The sequence below is a fragment of the Sphingomonas larreae genome (genome assembly GCF_051400595.1).
Taxonomy (GTDB): Bacteria; Pseudomonadota; Alphaproteobacteria; order Sphingomonadales; family Sphingomonadaceae; genus Sphingomonas.
On sequence record NZ_JBLFFI010000001.1, the window covers coordinates 1,096,715 to 1,118,244 of the forward strand.

A 21,530-nucleotide genomic window follows, 5' to 3' on the forward strand; every position below is an offset into this window, starting at 1 on the left:
CTCGTCCGTCATTCCGGAACAAGGCCGGGATGACGATGAAAGGTGATATCGCTCATAGCGTAACACGCTACGCTCACCCCAGACCCGCCTCCATCGTCGTGCTGATCGGCTGCTGGGGCTCCGGCGAGAGCGTCCGGACGATCGTCTCGAAGCGACCGTCCGCGACCCGGATCTCGTTGAACGCGGGCGGCGTCGCGCGGGTGCGCTTCGACAGCGTTCCCGCGCCGATCAGCCGCAGCGTCCAGCCGTTGCGCTCATAGGGCACGTCAAAGGGATCGTGGACGTGCCCCGACAGCACCGCATGCGCGCCCGCGTCCGCCAGCGCGGCCAGCGCGACATCGCCGCGACGCGTCCGCGCCGTCCCCTTGGTGCCGCCCTCGATCAGCGGATGGTGGCCGGCAACGAAGATGAGGTGATCCTTGGGCGCCGCCGCGATCAGCGCCAGCGCGCGCCGCAGCGATCCGCTGCTGACCCGTCCCTTGGACCAGTTCCAGCGCCATTGCGCGCGCGCAGTGGTCTTGAGCGGCACCACCGTGATCCCCGCGACGTCGAGCGGCTTTTCGATCATGCGTTCCACCGCGGCGTAGCGCGAGTAAGGCGCGACAAGGCGGCGCAGCGGGTCCCAGTAATAAGGGATGTCGTGGTTGCCGACCTCGAGCGTCACCGGCACGCCGAGGCTGCGCAGCCACGCGCCGCCCGCCTCAAACTCCCTGGGCGTGGCACGCATCGTCAGGTCGCCGGTCATGATCACCGCGTCGGGCGCCTCCGCGGCGACGCGCTCGCTGAACCAGGCGATCGCGGCGGGATCCTCTGCGCCGAAATGGACGTCGCTCACGTGAAACAGCTTGGTCATGCGTCGCCCTTGTTCGCCAGGAGGATAGGACGCGAGCGCGCGCGCCGGGTTCCCGTCCCGCTCACACCTGCACCGGCTGCGCGATCCGCCCGTCCGCGCCGAACACGCGCAGGTAGCGCTCGATCTCCGCGGGCGCGCCGGTCGCCTTAGCGGGATTGTCGCTCAGCTTCACGGCGGGGTGACCGTCGGCCTCGGTCACCTTGCACACCAGCGAGATCGGCTCGAGCCCGCCCGCGCCGGCTGGGTCGCAGCCGCGGAAGTCGTTGGTGAGGTTGGTGCCCCAGCCGAAGCTCAGGCGCACCCGGCCGTGGAAGTGGCGGTACACGCGCTCGATCGAATCCACGTCCATTCCGTCCGAGAAGATGAGCAGCTTGGTGCGCGGGTCGCGGCCGTGCTGCTGCCACCAGCGGATGATCTGCTCGCCTGCCTCGATCGGCGGCGCGCTGTCCGGGCGGAAGCCGGTCCAGTCCGCCACCCAGTCGGGCGCGGCGCGCAGGAACGCCGCGGTGCCATAGGCGTCGGGCAGCGCAATCAGCAGGTTGCCGCCATAATGCTGGCGCCATTGTTCGAGCACGCGATAGGGCGCGCCGGCCAGCGCCGCGTCATCGCGCGACAGCGCCGCCTCCACCATCGGCAGCTCGTGCGCGTTGGTGCCGATCGCCTCGAGGTCGGCGTCCATCGCCAGCAGCACGTTGGAGGTGCCGATGAAGCCATCGCCCAAGCCCTCCTTGAGCGCCTCGACGCACCAGCGCTGCCACAGGAAGCCGTGGCGGCGGCGCGTGCCGAAATCGGAAATGACGAGATCGGGCAGCTGGCGCAGCCGCTCCACCTTCTCCCATAATTTCGCCTTGCCGCGCGCATAGAGCACGTCCAGCGCAAACCGGTCATGGTCGCGCGTCGCGGCGCGTGAGCGCAGCTCGTTGATGATCGCGAGCGCGGGAATCTCCCACATCGTCGTCTCGCACCAAAGCCCGGCAAAGGTCAGCTCATATTGGCCGTCGACGCGGCGCAGCTCGTACTCGGGCAGGCGGAAGTCGGCGAGCCAGGCGAGGAAGTCGGGCGCGAACATCCGCGCCTCGCCGTAGAAGCTGTTGCCGGCCAGCCAGATCAGCTCCTTCTTGGCGAAGCGCACGGTGCGCGCGTGATCGAGCTGGGCGCGCAGCTCGGCCTCGTCGATCACCTCGGCGAGGCGCACCGTCTTGGTGCGGTTGATCAGCGCGAAGGTCGCGCGCGTCTCCGGATGGAGGCGACGGATCATCTGCAGCATCAGCAGCTTGTAGAAGTCGGTGTCGAGCAGGCTGCGGACGATCGGGTCGAGCCGGAAGCTGTGGTTGTAGGTTCGCGAGGCGATGTCGGTGACGGTGGTCATGCCCCGGGCATAAGCGGTGCGCGCGCCGCGATGAAGGGGGCCCACCCTTTTGCCGCCGGTCGCCGTCGTGGATCTCGCGAACCTTCACCTACCCGTCATCCCGGACTTGTTCCGGGATCCAGCCTTCCGGGTACGCCGACGCCGCTGTTCGGGAGGACGGGTGGATCCCGGAACACGTCCGGGTGACGAAGGGCAGAAGCCGAGGCAGCCGTCGCCGCTCAGCAGGCGGGCGACCACGCTTACCCCCCGAACGAACGCCCCCCGCCCCAGCCGCCGCTCGACCGCGCCGAGACGCGCCCGCCGAAGCCGCCGCGCGACACCACCGAGCTGCGCGTCTGGATCCGCTGCGTCGTCACCGGCGCGGTGATCGCGCGCGAGCCGACCTGATAGCCATAGCCCCGCCCGCCATAGCCGCCGCCGTACAGCCAGGCGCCGCCGGGCGTGTAAGAGCGCTGGTCGCGTCCGCTGCGGTACAGGCCCGAATAATGGTAGCCGGGGCCGTTGAGCAGCCGGCCGATCATGAAGCCGGTCAGCAGCGGGACGAAGAAGCTCTGCCCGCCCTCGTTGCGGACGAGGCATTGGCCGGCGCCGAACTGCTCCTCGCACACGTCGCGATCGGCGAAGCGCGGCGCGGTCTTGCTGTCCTCCGCGGCGGCGTTGCGGGCGGCCTCCTCGCAGGTCACCTGGGCGAAGGCGCCGCTCGCCTTGCACTCGTCGACATTGTTGAACGCAGCGACCTCGGTGGGCGCGCCGTAACGCTCGCGCGAGAGCTGCTCGTCGCTCGGCTGCGGGTCGCAGGCGGAGAGCATCGCCAGCGCGCTCGCGGCGGAGAGACCCGCGGCGGCGGAGCGCATGCGGCGGCGCGGGGCGGTCGAGTCGGTCATGGCGACCTCAATAGGTCATGCTGGCGGCGTTGAGCAGCCCGACCGAGATCGACGTCGCCGCGGCATAGACGCCGCTGGCGACATTGCCCTCTTCGAGCCGGCGGACCATGTCGCGCACCACGAACCGGCGCACCACCAGGCTGGCGATCACCTGGATCGCGCCCGCGAGCACCGCCCAGGCGACGAACTCGACCGGGTCGGTGGTCTCGCTCAGCGCCGAGGCGAGCGGCAGCGCAAAGCCGATGATCGCGCCGCCGAAGGCGAGCGCGGCGGCGACATTGCCCCCGGCCACCAGGGCGCGCTCGTCATAGGGCGTGGACTTCTGATAAATTGCCTTGAACACGGCGAGCAGCACGCAGGCCAGCCCGAAGGCGATTAGGAAATGGCCCACGCCGGCGAGATAGGCGGGAAGGTCGAGCGTCACGATGGCGTCTCCCAGGAAGTGGCGGGGCGGATGGTCAGGCGAGGTCAGCGCGACGGAGCGTCGTCCACCTGTTGGCCGCTTCTTTGCCTCGCCAGAAGCACGCCGTCATCCCGGACTTGGTCCGGGATCCACCGTGCCGCGCCCTCGTGAAGCGTTGCTCACGCGGAGCAGTGGATCCCGGAACAAGTCCGGGATGACGGAAGAAGAGAGGCGTTCTCTCGAGTTCGCGGAAAGACCCGTGCAGCACGGGGAGGACTGACGACGCGACGTCCATGCTCCCGCTCACGCGCTGAACTCCGCCGGCGACAGCGGCAGCCCCACCATCAGGTCGTGCGTGGTATCGCCACCTTCGGGGCTGGTCGCCACCGCGAGCAGCAGCTCCTGCCCCTCGGGCGCGAGGTCGCGCGCGTAGAGCATGCATTGCTGGCGGATGTGCTTCACCGGCGCGCCGTCGCGCTCGTAATAGAGCGCCTCCCACAGTTGCACCGGCGGCTGGACGCGATCGTCGCCCTCGTACCAATAGCGGCGGAACGGCGGCAGCCCGCCCTCGACCCACTCGGGCCTGGTCATCCGCTCGCGGAAGGCGGCATCGTCCCAGCCGCCGCTGGCATAGGTCGACGACCACGGGCGGAAGAGCGTGAAATCGTCGGCATCGCTGCCGTCGGACTGCTGGCTCACCGCCTGGAGCATCAGCTCGTCATCGGTGTAGAAGCGGTGGACGTAGCCGCCCTCGTCGAGCTTGATCAGCCCCTGCGCGGTGATCTCGAGCGTGTCGCGGTCGAGCGTGAACACGCCGCCGCTCAACCGCCGCCACGCCAGCGGATCGAGCCGCACCATTCGGCCGATCGTAATGTCGCGCACCACCGCCACGCTGGGTCGCGCTGCGTCGTCGCGCGCGCCGCCGAACAGGCTGCCGAAGATCATGCCGTCACCCGTCGCGCCTTTCCTTGCCCACGGGTGCGAGCTAATGCGGGGGGTGTCAACAGGCGTGAACGGCAGGAGCAGCAATCGGTGAGCGACACGGCGCGGGTATGGACGATCGGTCGGCTGGCGGACGCGCTCGGGGCGCATCGCGAGGAGCTGAGCGTCGAACGGATCGAATCGGCCGAGCCGGTGCTGCGGGTGACGATGCACGATCACGGCGATCTTGCGGTGTTCGTCAGCTGCGCGGGCGAGCAGATCGTTGTGTCCACATTGCTGTGGCCGGTCGACGAACAACCCGAGGCGGAGAAGTTCAACCGCTTCCTGCTCAAGGCACAGAAGCTGGTGCCTTTGTCCAATTTCGCGATCACCGAGCTGGACGGGCGCGAATATTACGAGCTGATCGGCGAACTCTCGATCGAATCGAGCGAGCGCGAGATCCTCACCGAGTTGCGCGTGCTGGCGCAGAACGCGCTCGACGCCGCGGCCGATCTGCGCGACGCCTTCGCGGCCGCCTGACCCTCATTCCATCAAGGACCGTTACGTCATGTCGATGTGGAAGCAGTTCGTCACCCTGGTGCGCGGCAGCGCGCACGAGGCCGGGCAGTCGGTGGTCGACGCGCGCGCGCTGACGATCCTCGACCAGCAGATCCGCGACGCCGGCGCGGCACAGGCCAAGGCGCGCGACGACCTCGCCACGCTGACGGCCAAGCGCCGCCTGATCGAGAAGGACATCGAGGCGCTCGCCGCACAGCAGGAGAAATATGAGGCGTCGGCGCGCGCGGCGATGGCGCGCGGCGACATGGACCTGGCGCGCGAGGTGGCGCAACGGCTCGCCACCATCGAGCAGGAGCTCGGCGGCAAGCGCCCGCAGGTGGAGGAGATGCGCACCGCCGAGGACCGCATGCGCGGCATCATCAAGTCGGGCGACGGCAAGATCGAGTCGCTGCGCCGCGAGGTCGACGTGGTGCGCGCCAACGAGAGCGTGCAGCAGGCGCAGGCGGCGATCGCGGCCAACACCAGCGGCGCCTCGTCGCAGCTCGGCTCGGCGGCGGACAGCCTCAAGCGGCTCAAGGAGCGCCAGGCGGTGCGCGAGGAGAAGTTCCGCGCTTCGGCCGAGCTGGAGGACATGCGCACGGGCGCCGACCTCGACGCCAAGCTCCAGGCCGCCGGGCTGCTGCCGGGTTCGAGCAGCGCGGATGACATCCTCGCGCGGCTGGCGGCGCCCAAGGATGGCGGCGCGCCGCTGCGGCTCGACGACCGCAGCCGCGACACGTCGCGCGACTGAGCGGGCGGCGGCGGGTGGAGCGGATCGTCAGCGGCGAGCGTCCCGGATGGGAGGAGACCGCGCGCGCGATGGGTTTCACCTTCCACCATCTCGACGGGCAACGTTACTGGGACGAGCGCGCCTACTACCGTTTCTCGCTCGACGAGATCGAGGAGCGGATCGAGGCGCCCTCGGGCGAGTTGCACCAGCTCTGCCTCGCCTTAGTCGAGGAGGTGGTGGCGAGCGACACGCTGATGCAGCGGCTCGCCATCCCGGCCGCGATGCGCGACATGGTGGTGGCGTCGTGGCGCGCGCGCTCGCCCTCGCTCTACGGCCGGTTCGACTTCGCCTATGACGGGTGCGGCCCGGCCAAGCTGCTCGAATACAACGCCGACACCCCGACCAGCCTGTACGAGACCGCGCTGTTCCAATGGCAATGGCTGGAGGATCGCGTCGCCGACGGCACGCTGCCAGCCGATGCCGACCAATATAACCGCCTCCATGACGCGCTGCTGGAACGGTTCGCGACCCTGTTCACGCCGCGCAGCCTGGTGCATTTCAGCAGCGTGGCGGACTCGATCGAGGACCGGCAGACGGTGCGCTATCTCGAGGAGGTCGCGCGCCAGGCCGGGCTTGACCCGCAATTTGTCGCGATCGACCGGATCGGGGTCGACGCCGAGGGCGCCTTTGTCGACGACGAGTCGCTGCTGATCGGCGCGCTGTTCAAGCTCTACCCGTGGGAGGACATGCTGCGCGAGCCCTATGCCGCGCAGCTGCCGACGACCAGGACCATGTTCCTCGAGCCGGCGTGGAAGGCGCTGCTGTCGAACAAGGGCATCCTGCCGTTGCTGTGGGAGCGCCACCGCGGCCACCCCAATCTGCTTCCCGCCGCCTTCGCCGACGATGCCGCGGGCGTCGCTGCGATCGGCCCGCGCCACGTGCGCAAGCCGCTGTTCTCGCGCGAGGGCTGGGACATTGCGCTGATCGGTGCCGATGGCGAGGACGCCGGCCCGCTGGAGGGGGGCTATGGCGAGGAGGGGCATATCGTCCAGGCCTATCAGCCGCTCCCGGTGTTCGACGGCCAGCACGCGGTGGTGGGCTCGTGGATCGTCGGCGACGAGCCGGTGGCGCTGTCGATGCGCGAGGACGATGGCCCGATCACGCGCGACCTCGCACGCTACGTGCCCCATGCGATCGTGTGAGGCGATCGAGCGGCGGCGCGGGTTGGGTTGCGGGTACGGGTGCGAGTGTGACTGCGTGGTCTTCCCTTCCACAGCGTCATCCTGACCTCGTTTCAGGATCCACCGAGCCGCATATCTACAGCAGGAGGGGCTTGCGGGAACGTGGATCCTGAGACGAGTTCAGGACGACGGAGAGGTGATGGGGCGGCCTCTGCAAGCAACGGGAGTCGAGCGTCCCCGCCATCCTCCTCCGCCCGCCCTCCCCACCACCCGCTCGGCCGATCGCGCGTGAGTTTCGCCGCCTCCCCGCCTAAGAAGGATAGGCCGGGCAACGAGGACGCGATGAAGCTGCTGATCGTCGAGGACGACCGTGACTATGCCGCGTCGCTGCGCGAGGATCTCGCCGCGCTCGACCATGAGGTGACCGTCGCCGACAATGGTCGCGACGCGCTGCTCGCGCTGGAGCGCGACCGCTATGACGCGATGATCCTCGATCGCATGCTGCCGCAGCTCGACGGCGCCACGGTGGTGCGCCACGCGCGTAACCGCGGACAGACGCTGCCGGTGCTGATCCTCTCCGCGCTCGGCCGCTCGGTCGAGAAGATCGACGGGCTGGAGGCAGGGGCGGACGATTATGTCGTCAAGCCGACCCCCGCCGAAGAGATCGCGGCGCGGCTGCGCGCACTGCTGCGCGCGCGCGGCTGGCAACAGCCGAACGGCGACGGGGACACGCTGCGCGTCGGCGACATCGTCGTCAGCCCGGGGCAGCATCGCGCCTGGCGCGGCGACCGCGCGCTCGATCTCGCCAAGCTGGAGTTCGGGCTGCTCGCCGAGCTGGCTCGTCACGCCGGCAGTTACCTCACGCGTGCGATGCTGATCGAGCGCGTGTGGGGCTATGACTTCGAACCGACCACCAACATCGTCGACGTCCAGGTGCGCTCGCTGCGGCGCAAGCTGTGCGCACCGGGCGAGGTCGACCCGATCGTGACCAAGCGCGGCGTCGGCTATATGCTGCGCGGCTGACGTGTCGTCGCTGCGCGCGCTGACCCTGTTCTTCCTCGCCGCCTTCGCCGCGGCGGCGGTGCTCGCGGGCTATCTCACCTATGCCGCGTCGCGTCAGGCGGTGGTGGCCGCGGTCGACCGCCGCATCGATCAGGTCGCCGACGCGATGCTCAGCGCGGTCGCGCCCGGCGATGCACGCGCGATCCTGCGGCGGATCGAGGCCTTCTCGCACCAGCGCGAGACCGGCGACATCGGCTTCGAGCTGGAGGACACCGACGGGCATCGCCTCGGCGGCAATGTCACGCTGCGCCGCGCGCTGCCGCTCGGCTTTACCACGCTACGCCATGGCGACCGCATCGCCGGGCTCAGCGCCGGGCGCGCGCAGGCGCGCGACGCGGGCGGCGGGCTGCGGCTGATCACCGTCGCCGAGACCGAGCCGATCGACGGCTATGCCGCCACGCGGGTGCGGCTCTATCTGCTCGGCTTCGGCACACTGCTCGCGGTGGTGCTCGCGGGCACCGCCACCTTCGGACTGATCGTGCGGCGCCGCATCGGCGAGGTGCGCGCCACCGCGGCGGCGATCATCGAGGGCGACCTGTCGCGTCGCGTCCCCGTACCCGCCCGCGGCGGCGCCTTCGCCGCGCAGGCCGAGGCGTTCAATCGCGCGCTCGACCGCATCGCCGCGCTGGTGGAGCAGCTGCGCAGCGTCAGCAGCGACGTCGCGCACGATCTGCGCACCCCGCTGGCGCGGCTGCGCGCGCGCCTCGACCGGCTGGCGGCCCGCCCGACCGTCTCGGGCGAGGAGCTGGAGGCCGTGGTCGCGGAATGCGACGGCGTGCTCGCCCTCTTTGCCGCGATCCTGCGCATCGCCGAGGTGACCGCGGGCGAGCGCCGCGCCGGGTTCCGCACGGTCGATCTGGGCGCGCTCGCGGAACAGGCGTGCGAGACGCTCGGCCCGGTCGCGACGGAGCGCAGCCAACGGCTCGGCGGTGGGCCGTTCGCGCCGGTGACGGTGCGCGGCGATCCGTCGTTGCTCAGCCAGGCGCTGCTCAACCTGATCGAGAATGCGCTCCACCATACACCCGCGGGGACGCGCGTGACCGTGACGCTGGAGCGGCGCGGCAGCGCGGTCGCGCTGCGCGTCGCGGATGACGGACCGGGCATACCGGCGCAGGCGCGCGCGCTGGCGCTGCGGCGCTTCGGGCGGCTCGAGGCGAGCCGACACCGGCCGGGGCACGGGCTGGGGCTGCCGCTGGTGGAGGCGGTGGCGCGGCTTCACGGCGGGGCGCTGACGCTCGACGACGCCGCGCCCGGGCTGGTCGCGACGATGACGCTGCGGGCGGAGGAGACGTAGCGCGAGCGGTGGGCTCAGGGGGAGCATGCGGCGGAGGTCGCCCGCGCGCTACGGTCGCGAGCCTATGCCCGCCGCCTCCTCTGCCACCATCCTGAGCTCGTCTCTTAGAGGAAGCCGTCGTCTTTCGAAAAGAAGGCTGGGTGAGGCGAAGGTGCCCCGCAGAGAAGCGGGTCCCGGTGAGATCCCTGCCCCTCACCCAACCCTCCCCCGGGGGGAGAGGGCTTTTCACCTACGCGCCCGGGCGCTGCCCGCGCGCGAACCCACCGCCTCAGAAGTTCAGCAAAGCCTCCAGCCCGAAGGTCCGCGGCGCGTTGAAATTGCCGTAGTCGCCGAGCACGTTGCTGATGTTCCCGGCGGTTACGCTGCTGGTCGGCGCGGCGGGCAGGCTGTTCGACGGATCGCGGCGGAACACATATTGCTCGTCGAACAGGTTGCGACCCCAGAGCGCAATCTCGAGCTTCTGCTTGCCCTCGCCGAGCGCGATATCGGCGAGCGCGAGCCGGCCGTTGAAGATCAGCGACGCGTCATTGTGCGTCGCGAACTGATCGAACGCCTGGGTCGACTGCGCGTAATTGCCGTCGACATGGAAGCGGAAGGTGGTGCTGCCCTCGCCCACCGGCACGCGATAGTCGATCGACCCGCTCGCCGCGTTGCGCGGCGTAAAGACGATATAGAAATTCTGGTAGACGCTGCTCGACGCACCCCCCGCGCTATAGGTGATCAGCACCGGCGGGATCTTGGTATAGGTATAAGCGTAGGAGCCGTTGAGCGTCAGCCCCTCGATCGGGTTGAGCGTCAGGTCGGCCTCAATGCCCCTGATCTTGGTTGTACCGGGCGCGTTGATCGTCACCAGATTGTTGAAGTTGCTGCCGTTGAACGGCTGGATCGAGCTGATGTCGACCTGGCTGTCCTTGCGGTCCATGATATAGCCGGCGAGGTTGAAGCGCGCGCGATGATCCCAGAAGTCGGACTTGAGCCCGATCTCGTAGGATTTGATGTCCTCCGGCCCGAACGACTGGTAATTGGCCGTGCGCGAGCTGGCGCCACCCGCGCGATAACCGGTGGCATATTTGGCATAGGCATGGACGTCCTGCGTGACGTCGACCGCGACGGTAAAGGCGGGATTGAAGCGGTTCCACTCGCGGTCGAGCGGCTGATAGCCCGCCGCAGTCGCCGCCGCGGTGTTGACGTCATAGTTCACGTTGCGGGAATAATGCAGCACGCCGCGCTTGGTGTCGCGCGTGTAGCGCCCACCCGCCGTGAGGTGGAGCACGTCGGTCGGGTTCCAGGTGATCTGACCATAAGCGGCGTAGCTCTTCGACCAGACCTCGGAGGCGCGGTCGATCGAGCGGCAGCCCGGCTGCGAACCGAACCCGGCGGCGCCGCGGCACGGATCGAGGATGACGTAATTGGCACCGGTCACCTGCCCGGCGGCGTTGAGCACCGCGACCGCGCCGTTGGAGTTCGGCGTGGCGGCGTCGTCGCTGACATGCTCGTTGAAATAGTAAAGGCCGGCGACATAGTCGAACCGGTCGATCGTGCCGACCGCCTGGAACTCCTGGCTGAACTGGTTCTGGTGCAGGTCGGCGAGACTGTAGCGGCTGAACCCGCACGGCGCCGCCGCGGTGCAGGCGGCGGTGAGGTTCACCACGGGCACGCGGTGTGCGCCGCCGGAATTGTCCCACTGCGTCGCGTTGACGCCGCGCCACGCCGTGATCGAGCGCAGCTCCACCTCGGGCGAGGCCTTGTACTTCAGCAGGTTGGTGAAGCCATGCGTCTGGTCGACGCTGGGCTGCTGCGGCACGCCGATGTCGGCCACCTTCATCCGGCTGTCGCCGTCGACCACCACGCCGGGCAGCAGCGGCTTCACCGTGCCGGTCAGCGTGCTGTAATTGGTGCCGGGCAGCACGCAATTCGGCGCCGCGCTCACCGGCCCTTGGGCGCAGCCGTTTGGATTGTAGTTGAGCAGCTGGCTGTAGAAGGGCGAGTTCTTGTCGAGCCCGTAATCGTACGAGAAGTCGTTGGTGAAGCCTTCGAACGGTTTCCAGCGCGCCGCGATGCGGCCGCCGCGGCGATCATAATAGTTGAAGCCGGTCTCCCCCGCGAGCGGGTTCCTGGTGGTCGCGCCCTGATACTGGACGACGCCGTCAACCTTGATGCTGATGGTATGATATTCGGGCAGGTCGAGGTGGAGCTCGCCGTTATACGCGCCGTAATTGCCGATCCCCGCGCGGACGCGGCCCTCGAACTCGCCCGACGGCGCGCGCGTGACGATGTTGAGCGCGCCGCCCTCGGTGTTGCGCCCGAACAAGGTGCCCTGCGGTCCCTTGAGCACCTCGACGCGCTCGACGTCGAACAGCGCGGCGTTGAGCCCGTGCTGGCGGCCGAGATAGACGCCGTCGACGTAGATGCCGACGCCCTGTTCGCGCGCGGGCTGGTTGGCGTCGAGCGGAACGATGCCGCGGATGCCGACCGTCAGCGCGCTCTGCCGCGCCTCGAACGTGGCGACGCGCAGGCTGGGCACCGCGCCGTCGGCGAGGTCGTACAGGCTCTGCACGTGGCGGTCCTGCAGCGCCTGCGTGCTCAGCACGTTGATCGCGACTGGCGTCGACTGGAGATTGGTCTCGCGCCGCGTGGCGGTGACCACCACCTCGTCGAGCCCGCCCGCGGTCGCCTCGGGGGCGGCGGCGTCGGGCGTCGCGGCGGGATCGGCTGGCTTCGTGTCCGCGGCGGGGGCGTCGGCGCCCGGGGCGGCTAGCGCGTGACCCGGAACGGCGAGCGCAGCGATACCCGCGAGCAAGTGCAGGCGACGACGCGAGATAGACGACATGAACTTCAACCCCTTTACGGCTCTTTGGCCTGGCCCGGGCCGATAGAGGGATTGCGCTGCGCTACAGTGACGGTTCGATGACCACGCGCGACTTGTTTAGCTCACGTTATTCTCATCTTTCTTCATTTTGAGACGCAAATTCTACAGCTTGCTGGACGTCGTACCTCTCCTCCGCCAGCCCGCCGGACAGCATTGGCAATGCTATCGCATAGGGCCGACACAGAATGTTCCGGCACACGAGATCCGTTGCGTCGTCCCGCGCCAGACCGGGGATCCGTGGTCCCGCCCACACCCCCGACGTTTCTTCTCGAAACGATCGGCTTCGGGCCCAAGAGCCGGAAGGGCAGCGCGGTCGTTCGACCGTCAAGCCCTCTCCCGGTGAGGGAGAGAGCTTTCTGGGTCCGGAACCATGAATCCGGCTCAAAGGCGGGGAAGGCGGCGACAGGGCGAGCGCCGGATTCTCACCCAGCATAGGCGATTGCTCCGCCCCGACCGGGGAGGAGCGCGCACCGGTCCTCAGTCGACATCACCGAAGCCGTGGCCGATCGTCGGGCGCCCCGCCGCACCGCTCGCGTCGCCGGCGCGCTCCCACCAATAAGGCTGGCGCTTACGTGTGCCGGTGGCGACTTCGTTGAGCGTCGCGGCGTCGTACAGCCGCCCGCCGAGCATCACCTGCGCGACCTTGTCGCTGTTGCGGATGTCCGCGGTGGGGTCGGCGTTCAGCACCACCAGGTCGGCGAGCTTGCCCGGCTCGAGCGACCCGACGTCCCTGGCGTAACCGAGCGAGGTGGCCGAGGCGATCGTGCCCGCGCGCAGCGCCTCGACCGGGGTCATGCCGCCGCGCACGAAGCTCCACAGCTCCCAGTGCGCGCCGAGCCCCGGCTGCTGGCCATGCGCGCCGATCGCGACGGGCACGCCCTTGTCCGCCAGCTTCTTGGCCTCGCGGGCGGTGACACCGTCGACATAGTCGCTCTCCGGCGCGATCTCGCGGCGCGCGTTCTGCGCCGCGAGCAGCGCGGGCGGCGCGTGGCGCGACAGCAAGGGATGGCGCCACACGTCCATGTGCGCGCGCCAGTACGGGTCCCCCGCCGGCCCGCCATAGGCCACCACCAGCGTCGGCGTGTAGCCCGTCTTGGTCTGCGACCACAGCTGCACCACGTCGCTGTAGAAGGTCTCAAGCGGGACATTGTGCTCGACGGTCGAATTGCCGTCCTGCACCAGCGTCATGTCAAGCGTGAACAGCGAGCCGCCCTCGGGCACCACCTCCATGTTCTCGGCCTGGGCGGCGGCAACCACCATCTGGCGCTGCTCGCGGCGCGGCTGGTTGTAGTTCTTGACGCTGTGCGCCCCCACCGCCTTGAGCCGGCGCACCACCGCCAGCGCGTCGTCATAATCGTCGATCTGCGCGTAAACGTCGGGCGACTTGGCGCCGTAGATCACCTCGCCGGTCGAGAAGGTACGCGGCGCGAGCACCAGCCCGGCCTGCTGCATCTCGGCGGCGGGGAAGATCTCCGCGGAGCGCGACGAGGGATCGTGGATCGTCGTCGTGCCGAGCGCGAGATTGGCCATTGCCGACCAGTTCTGCTGCGGCACCAGCTCGTCGTCGCCCTGCGGGCCGTGCGCGTGCGCGTCGACCAGCCCGGGGATGATCGTCTTGCCGCTAACATCGACCGTCTTCGCACCCGCCGGGATCGTCACCGACGCGCGCGGGCCGATCGCGACGATGCGGTCGCCGCGGATCAGCACGGTGGCGTCGTCGACGATGCCGCCGTCCGCCGCCGCCATGGTGACGACGCGCGCGCCGGTGAGCGCCACCGTGCCGGTCGGCTTGGCGGCGTCCACCTCCATCGACAGCGACACGCCGGTGCGCGGCGGGGTGAAGGATGCCCCTTTCGCCCCCTCCTCCGCCGGCGCGGCGCGGAACAGCTGCGCGGTCTGCGCGGTGTAGAGTACCGGCCCCGCGCTCCAGTGGATCTGCTCGCCGCCATTGGACCAGTGGATGAAGTCGGCGCCGTCGGCGCTGACCCGAGTCGCCGGCAGCGCGCTGCCCTTGGTGTCGACGTCGACCGCCTGCTTGCCGGGCAGCAGCGGCATCACGAAGGCCTCGTAATTCTGCCGGAAGGCGACGTAATCGCCCGCGGGCGAGACCTGATAGTCGTTGACCAGCTCGCCCGCGGCGTGAACGCGCTTGTTCTCGCCGCTGAGATCGGTGCTGACGAGCTGGCGCTTGCCGCCGTCATTGGCGATCATGAAGACGCGCTCGCCGCTCGCGCCGAACTGCGGCTCGGCGGCGTCGCGCGCCACCCGCTCGGGCGCGCCGCCGCTCGCCGCGACGCGATACACGCCGCTGCCCGGGTTGCCGCGCGGCGCGGTGAGCTCGCCGCCCTGCCCCTGCTCGAACACGATCGTCTTGCCGTCGGGTGAGAAGCGCGGCCGGCGGTAGGTGCCCGCCGCAGTGGTGACGGTGCGCGCCGCGCCGCCGCCCGCCGCAACGGTGCGGATCTGGCCGAGCGTGTCGTCGCGCCAGCCGACGAAGACGACCTGCTTGCCGTCGCGCGACCAGCTCGGGAACAGTTCGAAGCCGTCGTCGCCGCGCGTCAGCCGCTTGGCCGCACCGCCCGCGACTGGTTTGACCCAGAGCTTGCCGAGCGTCTCGAACACGATCTGACGGCCGTCAGGCGAAACCTCGGCCCAGCGCGGCATCCTGGTGGCGAAGCGCGCCGGCGCGACCTCGACCTGCGGATGGACCGACTCGACCACCACGCGCGTATCGTCGACGCGGAACGGGATCACGCTCGCGGCGCCGCCGCCAGCCGGTATGCGGCGCAGCTTGCCGCCGGCCCAGAAGACGATCGCCTCGTCACGCGGCGTCCAGGCCATGTTGGGGTAGACGCCGGTGACCGCCCAGGTCTCCTGCACGTCGCGATCGAGCGGGCCGTAAATCTTGCGCTCCTCGCCGCTGGCGAGATCCTTGACCCACAGGCTGCTGACATTGTCGTCGCGCCGCACGAAGGCGATGCGCTTGCCATCGCGTGACGGCGTCGGCCGCACCGCGCCGCCCGCGCCCGACACCACCGTCGTCACCTCGCCGCTGTCCAGGTCGTAGCGCTCGATGTCGAACAGGTCGGTACGCGAGTTCTGGGCGTATTCGAAGATCGGGCCGGGCGAGACGTTGCGGGTGTAATAGACGCTCTTGCCGTCGGGCGCGTAGATCGGCTCGCCCAGCTCCTTCTGCAGCACCTCGCTGGCGCGCTTGACCAGCTGCACCCCGCCGCCGCCCGAGACATGGTAGAGCCACACCTCGCCGGTGCCGAGCGAGCGACCGGTGGTGAAATGCTTCTTGGCGACGATGAAGCGCCCGTCGGGGCTCCACGTCGGCTGGTTGAGCAGGCGGAAGTCCTCCTTGGTGACCTGGCGCTTGTCGCTGCCGTCCCGGTTCATCACCCAGATATTGTCGCCGCCGCCGCGGTCCGAGGTGAAGGCGATGCGGCGCCCGTCGGGCGAGAAGCGCGGCTGGTGCTCGAACGCGAGGCCCGCGGCGATCCGCGTCGGCGTGCCGCCCGCCATCGGCATCGTGTAGATGTCGCCGAGCAGGTCGAACGCGATCGTCTGGCCGTCGGGCGAGACATCGAGGTTCATCCAGCTGCCCTCGTCGGTGGCGATCCGCACCTCGCGCGTGCGCAGGCCGCGCGGTGCGTTGACGTCCCATTTGGTGGGCTTGGCCGTCTCGCCCGCGGGTGCCCCGGCGCTGGGTTGCGGCGGCGGCAGCGCAGCGGTCTGGTCGCGCAGCGGCGTGGTGGCCTGGTCTTCGGGTGCCTGGGTCCGCGTTACCGGCGCGTCATTGGGCGGTGGAGCGACCTGCGCGATCGCGGGTGCGGCGAGATGGGCGGCGGCGAGGCAGAGCGCGACGGCGGTGAGAGCGCGATGAGACACGTGGCAGAGTTCCCCTTTCGCGCAGGACGTTAGAGGCGGATGGCGCGCATGGAAACCGCACGCGAGCGCGATGGTGGCCTTGCAGCCCGGCGGTCGACGGAGCACGGCCCGCACGTGCGCATGCGGGTGAGCCGAAGCGACCCCGCTCCTGTCACAATTTCCCGAACTTTATAAAATACGTCAGAGTCTTGGCGGGGAGACAGCGGCTAGCATGGGGGTCGCTTATCGCGGGAAAACTCTGTGCTTCACACGCTACCCTTACACCGTTTCAACGAATCGATCGAATTGCCTGCCGCGGACATCGAGCGGATCCAGACGATGGGCGAGCCGCCGGTACGGCTCGCGCGCCATGCCGTGCTGCGCCGCGAGGGCGAGACGCCGCGCTCAATATACCTGCTGCTCGACGGCTGGATGGCGTCCTCGGTGCTGCTGCCCGGGGGCGAACGGCAGATCACCAAGTTTCACCTGCCCGGGGACCTGCTCGGCACCCCGAGCATGTGCCTGCAACGCGCCGCCGACACGCTGACCGCGCTCACCCCGGCGAGCGTCAGTCGCGTGCCGCTCACCGCCTTCGGCGAACTGTTCCGGCGCTCGCCGCACTTCGCCGCGGCAATGCTGCTGAGCATCCAGCGCGAGCGGGTGGCGCTGATGGACCGGCTCGCCGCGGTGGGGCGAACGCCCGCGCTGGCGCGCGTCGCGGCGCTGCTGCTCGACCTGGTCGAGCGCCTCGGCGCGGTGAACGGCGAGATGGTCGACGAGATCGACCTGCCCGTCACGCAGGAGCAGATCGGCGACCACCTCGGACTCACCGCGGTGCACGTCAACCGCGTGTTCCGCCAGCTGGTCGACACCGGGCTGATCCGCCGCCACCGACAACGCGTCGAGTTGCTCGACCCCGCGCGGCTGCGCGCGATGTCGGCCCGGCAGGAGCGTGCACTCACGCAGGACGTCAGCTGGCTGCTGGGGAGTGCGGCGGGAGCGTGAGCGGCGCCGGATCCTCTCCTTGGGGAGGGGGTGGGCGGTCGGGATCGTGCCCAACGGACGCGATCTCGACCGCCGCGCGCAGCGCGGTGGTGGAGGAGGAGGCTCGCCGCGCAGCGCAGCGGTCGTGGACGCTTGGCCCCATGCTGCGCATGGTCCCTTCCCCGCTAGCGGGAGGATCTATGGCCGCTCCCCATAGGCCGGCAGCGCCAGCTTCCAGCGGATCGCGGCGGCGCGCAGCGCGAAGCCCGCGCTCGCTGCGACGCTGGCGGCGACCAACGGCGGCACGCCGAGCTGACGCAGCGCAACATGCAGCCCCGCCGCCAGCGCCGCCGCGGTGACGTACAGTTCGGGCCGCATCAGGATCGACGGCTCGCCCGCCAGCACGTCGCGGATGATGCCGCCAACGCAGCCGGTCACCACCCCCATCAGCGCCGCCGGCACCGGCGGCACGCCATAGCCCAGCGCCTTGGCCGCGCCGTACACCGCATAAGCGGCGAGCCCGACCGCGTCGAACCAATCGAGCGCGGCGCCGCGCCACCAGCGCTCGGGCGTCGCCCAGATCACCGCCGCCATCACCAGGCACACCGCCGCCACGCGCGCATCATGCACCCAGAACACCGGCGCGCCGATCAGCAGGTCGCGCACCGTGCCGCCGCCCACGCCGGTGATCAGCGCGAAGAAGGCGAGCGTCACCGGTGTCTGCGCGCGCCGCGCGGCCGCCAGCGCGCCCGAGGCCGCGAACACCGCGATCCCGGCCACGTCGAGCCACGGCGCGAACGCCGGCAGCAGCACCGCGGGTTCGAGCGGCGGGGTCATGCGTGCGGCCCTCAGTCGCGCTCGATCAGATAATTCATCCGCGCCGCCGCGATCGGCCGGGCGCGATCGTCCTGCCACGCCACCGCCTCGACGTTGGCGACGCGCGTGCCCAGCCGCGTGATCGTCCCCGCCGCGCGCGTGACATGGTCGCGCCCGCCGCGCATGAAATCGACCGTGACGTTGATCGGCTTGACCCGGCCCCCGCCGCCGGGCTCGCCCTCGGCGGCCAGCGCATGGTGGAGCGCGGCGATCGCGGCGACCTCGAGCAGCCCCGAAATCGCGCCGCCCTGGAGAAAGCCCGGCCGACCGACCACGTCCTCGCCGAACGGCATCACCATGACCGGCGCGCCATCGTCGCCGAACTCAAGCGTCGCGCCGAGCAGCTCGGCATAGGGCGGAAGCTTCACGGCACCACCTTGGGATAGGTGCCGCTCGGCACCATGAACGTCGCCGCGACATGCGCCACCGGGTCGGCGAGGTCGCCGTCGTGCGCGATGCCGCGGGTGAACGCAATCGAGCGCGCCACGCGCAGGCATTCGGCGCGGCCGATCACGGTGCGGCCCGGACGCGCCGGGCGGAGATAGTCGATGCGCAGGTCGAGCGTGGCGTGCGGCACGAAGCCGGCGATCCGCTGCCACACCGCGATGCTGGTCGCCACGTCCATCAGCGCGATGATCGGGCCGGAGGCGAGCACGCCGCTCGCCTCGTCGCCGATCAGGTCGGGCGAGAAGGGCAGCGCCAGCTCGACCCAGCCGGGGCCGCGATCATGGTAGCGGATGCCCAGCCGGCCGCTGTGCCCGCCGAAGTTGCGCGCCTCGAGCGCCTTGAGCGCCGCCGCCGGGTCCAGATCCATGCCGCCAGCGTCTACACGCCCGCGGGCGCGGCGCAACGGCGACGTTGCCCACGCACGCGATCGCGCCGGCGCGACAAGCCGCACGCGCCGTGCCATGATCCGTGCGCCACGAGGGAGCGCAGGACGATGGACGAGCGGGTGACGATCGCGCTGGAGGACGGCGTCGCCGACGTGCGGCTCGCGCGCGCGGACAAGATGAACGCGCTCGACCCCGCAATGTTCGCCGCGCTCGCCGCCGCGATCGACCGCTTCGCCACCATGCCGGGGCTGCGCGCGGTGGTGCTCTCGGGCGAAGGGCGCGGCTTCTGCGCCGGGCTCGACATGGCGGCGATGGCGGCGGGCGACGCCGGGCTCACGCTGGGCGAACGGACGCGCGGCGCCAGCAACGACGTCCAGTTCGTCTGCACCGGCTGGCGCACGCTGGCGGTGCCGGTGATCGCGGCGGCGCATGGCGTCGTGTTCGGCGGTGGCTGCCAGTTGCTCGCGGGCGCCGACGTGCGTGTCGCGCACCCGGACACACGGCTGGCGATCCGCGAGACGCATTGGGGATTGGTGCCCGACATGGGCGGCTACGCGCTGTGGCGCGGCAGCGTGCGCGAGGACGTGCTGCGCGAGCTGGTCTATACCGCGCGCGAGTTCTCCGCCGCCGAGGCGCAGGCGTGCGGGCTGGTGACCCATCTCGACGAGGCCCCGCGCGAGCGCGCGCTGGCGATCGCGCGCGCGATCGCCGCGCGTAGCCCCGCCGCGGTGCGCGCCGCCAAGCGGCTGTTCGCGCTCGCCGCGGATGGCGACATCCCCGCGATCCTGGCGGCGGAAAGCGCCGAGCAGATGGCGTTGCTGCGCTCGCCCGACCAGATCGAGGCGGTCCGCGCCAATATGGAAAAGCGAGAGGCGCGGTTCAGCGATCCGGCGTAGCGGGCGGCATTCTTGCCGCACCGGCCGTCATCCTGCGCTCGTACGAGGATACAGCCGTGGCGCGGGCGCTGCCCCGACGAGGTAGGCGGAGCCGTGGATCCGGACCCAAAAGCCAGCAGATGACGAGACGTGTGGCGTGTAAGCTCCCCCGCTCCGCCATCCCGGCCTCGGCCCGGGATCCACGTTGCCGGATGCGCCGCGCTCATGGTGTGTGCGGCACGAGGGATCGAAAACGACTTCAGGACGACGGCGGAGCGCGGGGCGGGCACTCGCGCCCCTTCCCACTCGCCTACGTCACCGCACCGCCCCACGGCGGGACGGCCGCAACACCATGAACGCGGCGTTGTTCCACGTTCATGCAACCGCGCTAAACACGACACGTTACGTGGCCAACATGAATTGGGAACGGGAGAAAGAAGTGATGCGTAAGCTGATGCTGGCCTTCGGTGCCGCTGCAATGGTCGCGCCGACACTGGTGGCCACCACTGTCGAGGCCGACGCGCAGCGCCGCTACAAGTATCGCGAGTGGCGCGGCAACGACGGCCGGCTGCGGTGCCGCAAGCCGGACGGCACCACCGGCTTGGTGGTCGGCGCCGTCGCGGGCGGCCTGCTCGGCCGTGCGGTCGATACGCGCGGTGACCGTACGCTGGGCACCGTGCTCGGCGGCGTCGGCGGCGCGCTGGCCGGTCGCGAGATCGAGCGCAGCGGCAAGCGTCAGTGCCGCTGAGCACGGCGCACGGTTGAGCCTTTTCGCTTGATCGACGTTGGAGGGGCGCGGTCCGCGGGTGCGGACCGCGCCTTTTCTCGTTCACGCGAACATCCGGAGAGCATCTCATGCCCACACGCAGTGGTTCGGCACGCTACGAAGGTCTCGGCAAGGAGGGCAAGGGCTGGACCTCGACCCAGTCCAAGGCGCTCGATGACCAGCCTTACGGCTTCGGCACCCGCTTCGGCGACGAGCCCGGCACCAATCCCGAGGAACTGATCGCCGCGGCGCATGCCAGCTGCTTCACCATGGCGCTCAGCTTCGCGCTCGCCGGTGCGGGCTATAGCGACGGCACGCTGGAGACCAGCGCGCGGGTGGCGGTGGAGAAGGACGGCGACGGCTTCACCATCACCTCGTCCAAGCTCGACCTCGTCGCGCACGTGCCCGGGATCGATCAGGGCGAGTTCGAGCGGATCGCGCAGGACGCCAAGGCCAATTGCCCCGTCTCCAAGCTGCTCAAGGCGGAAGTGACGCTGACGCACAGGCTGGAGGCGTAAGTGTCTCGCAAGTGAACGCCAAGTAGTTTGCCGTTCACGCAACCTGGGGCGCGGCGGCGCCGTTCTTGCGACATCACTGAACAAGGAGACGAGTGATGCGTATCATCTTCGCCGCCGCGCTGGCCGCTACCACCTTGGCCAGCGTCCCCGCCGTCGCCGCGCCGCAGGACTCTCGCCGAGCCGAGCGCGAGTATCGCAACGACGTGCGCGAGGCGCGGCAGGAATATCGCGAGGACCTGCGCGGTGCCGACTCCCGCCGCGACGTCCGCAACGCGCGGCGCGAGTATCGCGACAACATCCGCGACGCCCGGCGCGACCGCAACGACCGCGTCCGCGACTGGCGCCAGTCGTCGCGCTACGATTATAACCGCTTCGAGCCCGGGCAGCGCGCTTATTTTGCCGACCGTTACTATCGCGACGGCCGCTATTACCGCGCCCGCGCACTCGGTCGCAACGACCGCATCTATCGCGGCTACGACAATCGTTATTATTGCCGCCGCAACGACGGCACCACGGGACTGATCGTCGGTGGTCTCGCCGGTGGTGCGCTCGGCAACATCATCGCGGGCGGCGGCTCGAAGTTGCTCGGCACGGTGATCGGTGCAGGCGGCGGCGCGCTGCTCGGCCAGCAGGTCGATCGCGGCCAGGTGGTCTGCCGCTAAGGCGCTCTCGGTTCAGTAT

General features: G+C 70.0%; 20 protein-coding genes. 10 read left to right on the forward strand and 10 right to left on the reverse strand.

Annotated features, from left to right (window positions below; translation table 11 throughout):
• Positions 1-73: 73 nt before the first annotated feature.
• The 5 genes from ACMGDM_RS04835 to ACMGDM_RS04855 form a co-directional block, all read right to left on the reverse strand.
• Complete coding sequence (locus ACMGDM_RS04835; RefSeq protein WP_436802967.1) at positions 74-853, reverse strand: metallophosphoesterase family protein; 780 nt, start codon at positions 851-853, stop codon at positions 74-76.
• A 61-nt stretch (positions 854-914) separates the two neighbouring features.
• Complete coding sequence (pncB, locus tag ACMGDM_RS04840) at positions 915-2,222, reverse strand: nicotinate phosphoribosyltransferase (RefSeq protein WP_436802968.1); 1,308 nt, start codon at positions 2,220-2,222, stop codon at positions 915-917.
• Between the two features lie 239 nt (positions 2,223-2,461).
• Entirely contained in the window at positions 2,462-3,106 is a 645-nt protein-coding gene (locus ACMGDM_RS04845; RefSeq protein WP_436802969.1) for a DUF1190 domain-containing protein, read from the reverse strand.
• 7 nt (positions 3,107-3,113) lie between these two features.
• On the reverse strand, positions 3,114-3,530 hold the full coding sequence (locus ACMGDM_RS04850) for a DUF350 domain-containing protein (protein ID WP_436802970.1): 417 nt from the start codon (positions 3,528-3,530) through the stop codon (positions 3,114-3,116).
• A 282-nt stretch (positions 3,531-3,812) separates the two neighbouring features.
• Positions 3,813-4,454 (reverse strand): DUF2491 family protein, encoded by a 642-nt coding sequence (locus tag ACMGDM_RS04855; protein WP_436802971.1) that lies wholly within the window; start codon positions 4,452-4,454, stop codon positions 3,813-3,815.
• An 87-nt stretch (positions 4,455-4,541) separates the two neighbouring features.
• Here ACMGDM_RS04855 and ACMGDM_RS04860 point away from each other — a divergent pair, with 87 nt between their 5' ends.
• The 5 genes from ACMGDM_RS04860 (at position 4,542) to ACMGDM_RS04880 (ending at position 9,255) form a co-directional block, all read left to right on the forward strand.
• Positions 4,542-4,970 carry a YjfI family protein gene (locus ACMGDM_RS04860; RefSeq protein WP_436802972.1) on the forward strand — a complete coding sequence of 143 codons (429 nt, stop codon included), beginning with the start codon at positions 4,542-4,544 and terminating at the stop codon, positions 4,968-4,970.
• Between the two features lie 28 nt (positions 4,971-4,998).
• Complete coding sequence (locus ACMGDM_RS04865) at positions 4,999-5,739, forward strand: PspA/IM30 family protein (protein WP_436802973.1); 741 nt, start codon at positions 4,999-5,001, stop codon at positions 5,737-5,739.
• Positions 5,740-5,753: 14 nt separating this feature from the next.
• Positions 5,754-6,920 carry a glutathionylspermidine synthase family protein gene (locus tag ACMGDM_RS04870; protein WP_436802974.1) on the forward strand — a complete coding sequence of 389 codons (1,167 nt, stop codon included), beginning with the start codon at positions 5,754-5,756 and terminating at the stop codon, positions 6,918-6,920.
• A gap of 321 nt (positions 6,921-7,241) precedes the next feature.
• Complete coding sequence (locus tag ACMGDM_RS04875; protein WP_436802975.1) at positions 7,242-7,922, forward strand: response regulator transcription factor; 681 nt, start codon at positions 7,242-7,244, stop codon at positions 7,920-7,922.
• Position 7,923: 1 nt separating this feature from the next.
• Positions 7,924-9,255: a sensor histidine kinase gene (locus tag ACMGDM_RS04880; RefSeq protein WP_436802976.1), complete on the forward strand. Its 1,332-nt coding sequence runs from the start codon at positions 7,924-7,926 to the stop codon at positions 9,253-9,255.
• Between the two features lie 268 nt (positions 9,256-9,523).
• Here ACMGDM_RS04880 and ACMGDM_RS04885 read toward each other — a convergent pair whose 3' ends face one another.
• Together ACMGDM_RS04885 and ACMGDM_RS04890 are read right to left on the reverse strand one after the other, a co-directional pair.
• Positions 9,524-12,085 carry a TonB-dependent receptor gene (locus ACMGDM_RS04885; protein ID WP_436802977.1) on the reverse strand — a complete coding sequence of 854 codons (2,562 nt, stop codon included), beginning with the start codon at positions 12,083-12,085 and terminating at the stop codon, positions 9,524-9,526.
• 516 nt (positions 12,086-12,601) lie between these two features.
• The gene (locus tag ACMGDM_RS04890; protein WP_436802978.1) at positions 12,602-16,018 is read right to left on the reverse strand and encodes an amidohydrolase family protein; all 3,417 of its coding nucleotides are present in this window, start codon (positions 16,016-16,018) and stop codon (positions 12,602-12,604) included.
• 240 nt (positions 16,019-16,258) lie between these two features.
• On the opposite strand from ACMGDM_RS04890, the gene ACMGDM_RS04895 reads away from it, so the two are divergent.
• Positions 16,259-17,002 (forward strand): Crp/Fnr family transcriptional regulator, encoded by a 744-nt coding sequence (locus ACMGDM_RS04895; protein WP_436802979.1) that lies wholly within the window; start codon positions 16,259-16,261, stop codon positions 17,000-17,002.
• 177 nt (positions 17,003-17,179) lie between these two features.
• Here the strand turns inward: ACMGDM_RS04895 and ACMGDM_RS04900 are convergent, their stop codons facing one another.
• From ACMGDM_RS04900 to ACMGDM_RS04910, 3 genes are read right to left on the reverse strand one after another with little or no spacing between them, the layout of a single operon-like run.
• Positions 17,180-17,818 carry a trimeric intracellular cation channel family protein gene (locus ACMGDM_RS04900; RefSeq protein ID WP_436802980.1) on the reverse strand — a complete coding sequence of 213 codons (639 nt, stop codon included), beginning with the start codon at positions 17,816-17,818 and terminating at the stop codon, positions 17,180-17,182.
• A gap of 11 nt (positions 17,819-17,829) precedes the next feature.
• Positions 17,830-18,225, reverse strand: coding sequence for a PaaI family thioesterase (locus tag ACMGDM_RS04905; RefSeq protein WP_436802981.1), 396 nt, complete (start codon positions 18,223-18,225; stop codon positions 17,830-17,832).
• Positions 18,222-18,671, reverse strand: a complete 450-nt coding sequence (locus ACMGDM_RS04910; protein WP_436802982.1) for a PaaI family thioesterase — start codon at positions 18,669-18,671, stop codon at positions 18,222-18,224. Before ACMGDM_RS04910 ends, ACMGDM_RS04905 begins: the two co-directional genes overlap by 4 nt.
• A 126-nt stretch (positions 18,672-18,797) precedes the next feature.
• On the opposite strand from ACMGDM_RS04910, the gene ACMGDM_RS04915 reads away from it, so the two are divergent.
• From ACMGDM_RS04915 to ACMGDM_RS04930, 4 genes are all read left to right on the forward strand, one after another.
• Complete coding sequence (locus ACMGDM_RS04915; RefSeq protein ID WP_436802983.1) at positions 18,798-19,586, forward strand: crotonase/enoyl-CoA hydratase family protein; 789 nt, start codon at positions 18,798-18,800, stop codon at positions 19,584-19,586.
• Between the two features lie 421 nt (positions 19,587-20,007).
• The gene (locus tag ACMGDM_RS04920) at positions 20,008-20,313 is read left to right on the forward strand and encodes a glycine zipper 2TM domain-containing protein (RefSeq protein WP_132909476.1); all 306 of its coding nucleotides are present in this window, start codon (positions 20,008-20,010) and stop codon (positions 20,311-20,313) included.
• A 107-nt stretch (positions 20,314-20,420) separates the two neighbouring features.
• On the forward strand, positions 20,421-20,849 hold the full coding sequence (locus ACMGDM_RS04925; protein WP_436802984.1) for an OsmC family protein: 429 nt from the start codon (positions 20,421-20,423) through the stop codon (positions 20,847-20,849).
• 95 nt (positions 20,850-20,944) lie between these two features.
• Positions 20,945-21,511: a glycine zipper 2TM domain-containing protein gene (locus tag ACMGDM_RS04930; RefSeq protein WP_436802985.1), complete on the forward strand. Its 567-nt coding sequence runs from the start codon at positions 20,945-20,947 to the stop codon at positions 21,509-21,511.
• Positions 21,512-21,530 lie beyond the last annotated feature (19 nt).

Excerpts from the sequence above, each read along its gene's own strand:
- ACMGDM_RS04835 (WP_436802967.1), bottom strand. The coding sequence starts at position 853 with ATGACCAAGCTGTTTCACGTGAGCGACGTCCATTTCGGCGCAGAGGAT.
- pncB (WP_436802968.1), bottom strand. The coding sequence starts at position 2,222 with ATGACCACCGTCACCGACATCGCCTCGCGAACCTACAACCACAGCTTC.
- ACMGDM_RS04845 (WP_436802969.1), bottom strand. The coding sequence starts at position 3,106 with ATGACCGACTCGACCGCCCCGCGCCGCCGCATGCGCTCCGCCGCCGCG.
- ACMGDM_RS04855 (WP_436802971.1), bottom strand. The coding sequence starts at position 4,454 with ATGATCTTCGGCAGCCTGTTCGGCGGCGCGCGCGACGACGCAGCGCGA.
- ACMGDM_RS04865 (WP_436802973.1), top strand. The coding sequence starts at position 4,999 with ATGTCGATGTGGAAGCAGTTCGTCACCCTGGTGCGCGGCAGCGCGCAC.
- ACMGDM_RS04875 (WP_436802975.1), top strand. The coding sequence starts at position 7,242 with ATGAAGCTGCTGATCGTCGAGGACGACCGTGACTATGCCGCGTCGCTG.
- ACMGDM_RS04885 (WP_436802977.1), bottom strand. The coding sequence starts at position 12,085 with ATGTCGTCTATCTCGCGTCGTCGCCTGCACTTGCTCGCGGGTATCGCT.
- ACMGDM_RS04900 (WP_436802980.1), bottom strand. The coding sequence starts at position 17,818 with ATGACCCCGCCGCTCGAACCCGCGGTGCTGCTGCCGGCGTTCGCGCCG.
- ACMGDM_RS04910 (WP_436802982.1), bottom strand. The coding sequence starts at position 18,671 with ATGGATCTGGACCCGGCGGCGGCGCTCAAGGCGCTCGAGGCGCGCAAC.
- ACMGDM_RS04915 (WP_436802983.1), top strand. The coding sequence starts at position 18,798 with ATGGACGAGCGGGTGACGATCGCGCTGGAGGACGGCGTCGCCGACGTG.
- ACMGDM_RS04920 (WP_132909476.1), top strand. The coding sequence starts at position 20,008 with ATGCGTAAGCTGATGCTGGCCTTCGGTGCCGCTGCAATGGTCGCGCCG.
- ACMGDM_RS04925 (WP_436802984.1), top strand. The coding sequence starts at position 20,421 with ATGCCCACACGCAGTGGTTCGGCACGCTACGAAGGTCTCGGCAAGGAG.
- ACMGDM_RS04930 (WP_436802985.1), top strand. The coding sequence starts at position 20,945 with ATGCGTATCATCTTCGCCGCCGCGCTGGCCGCTACCACCTTGGCCAGC.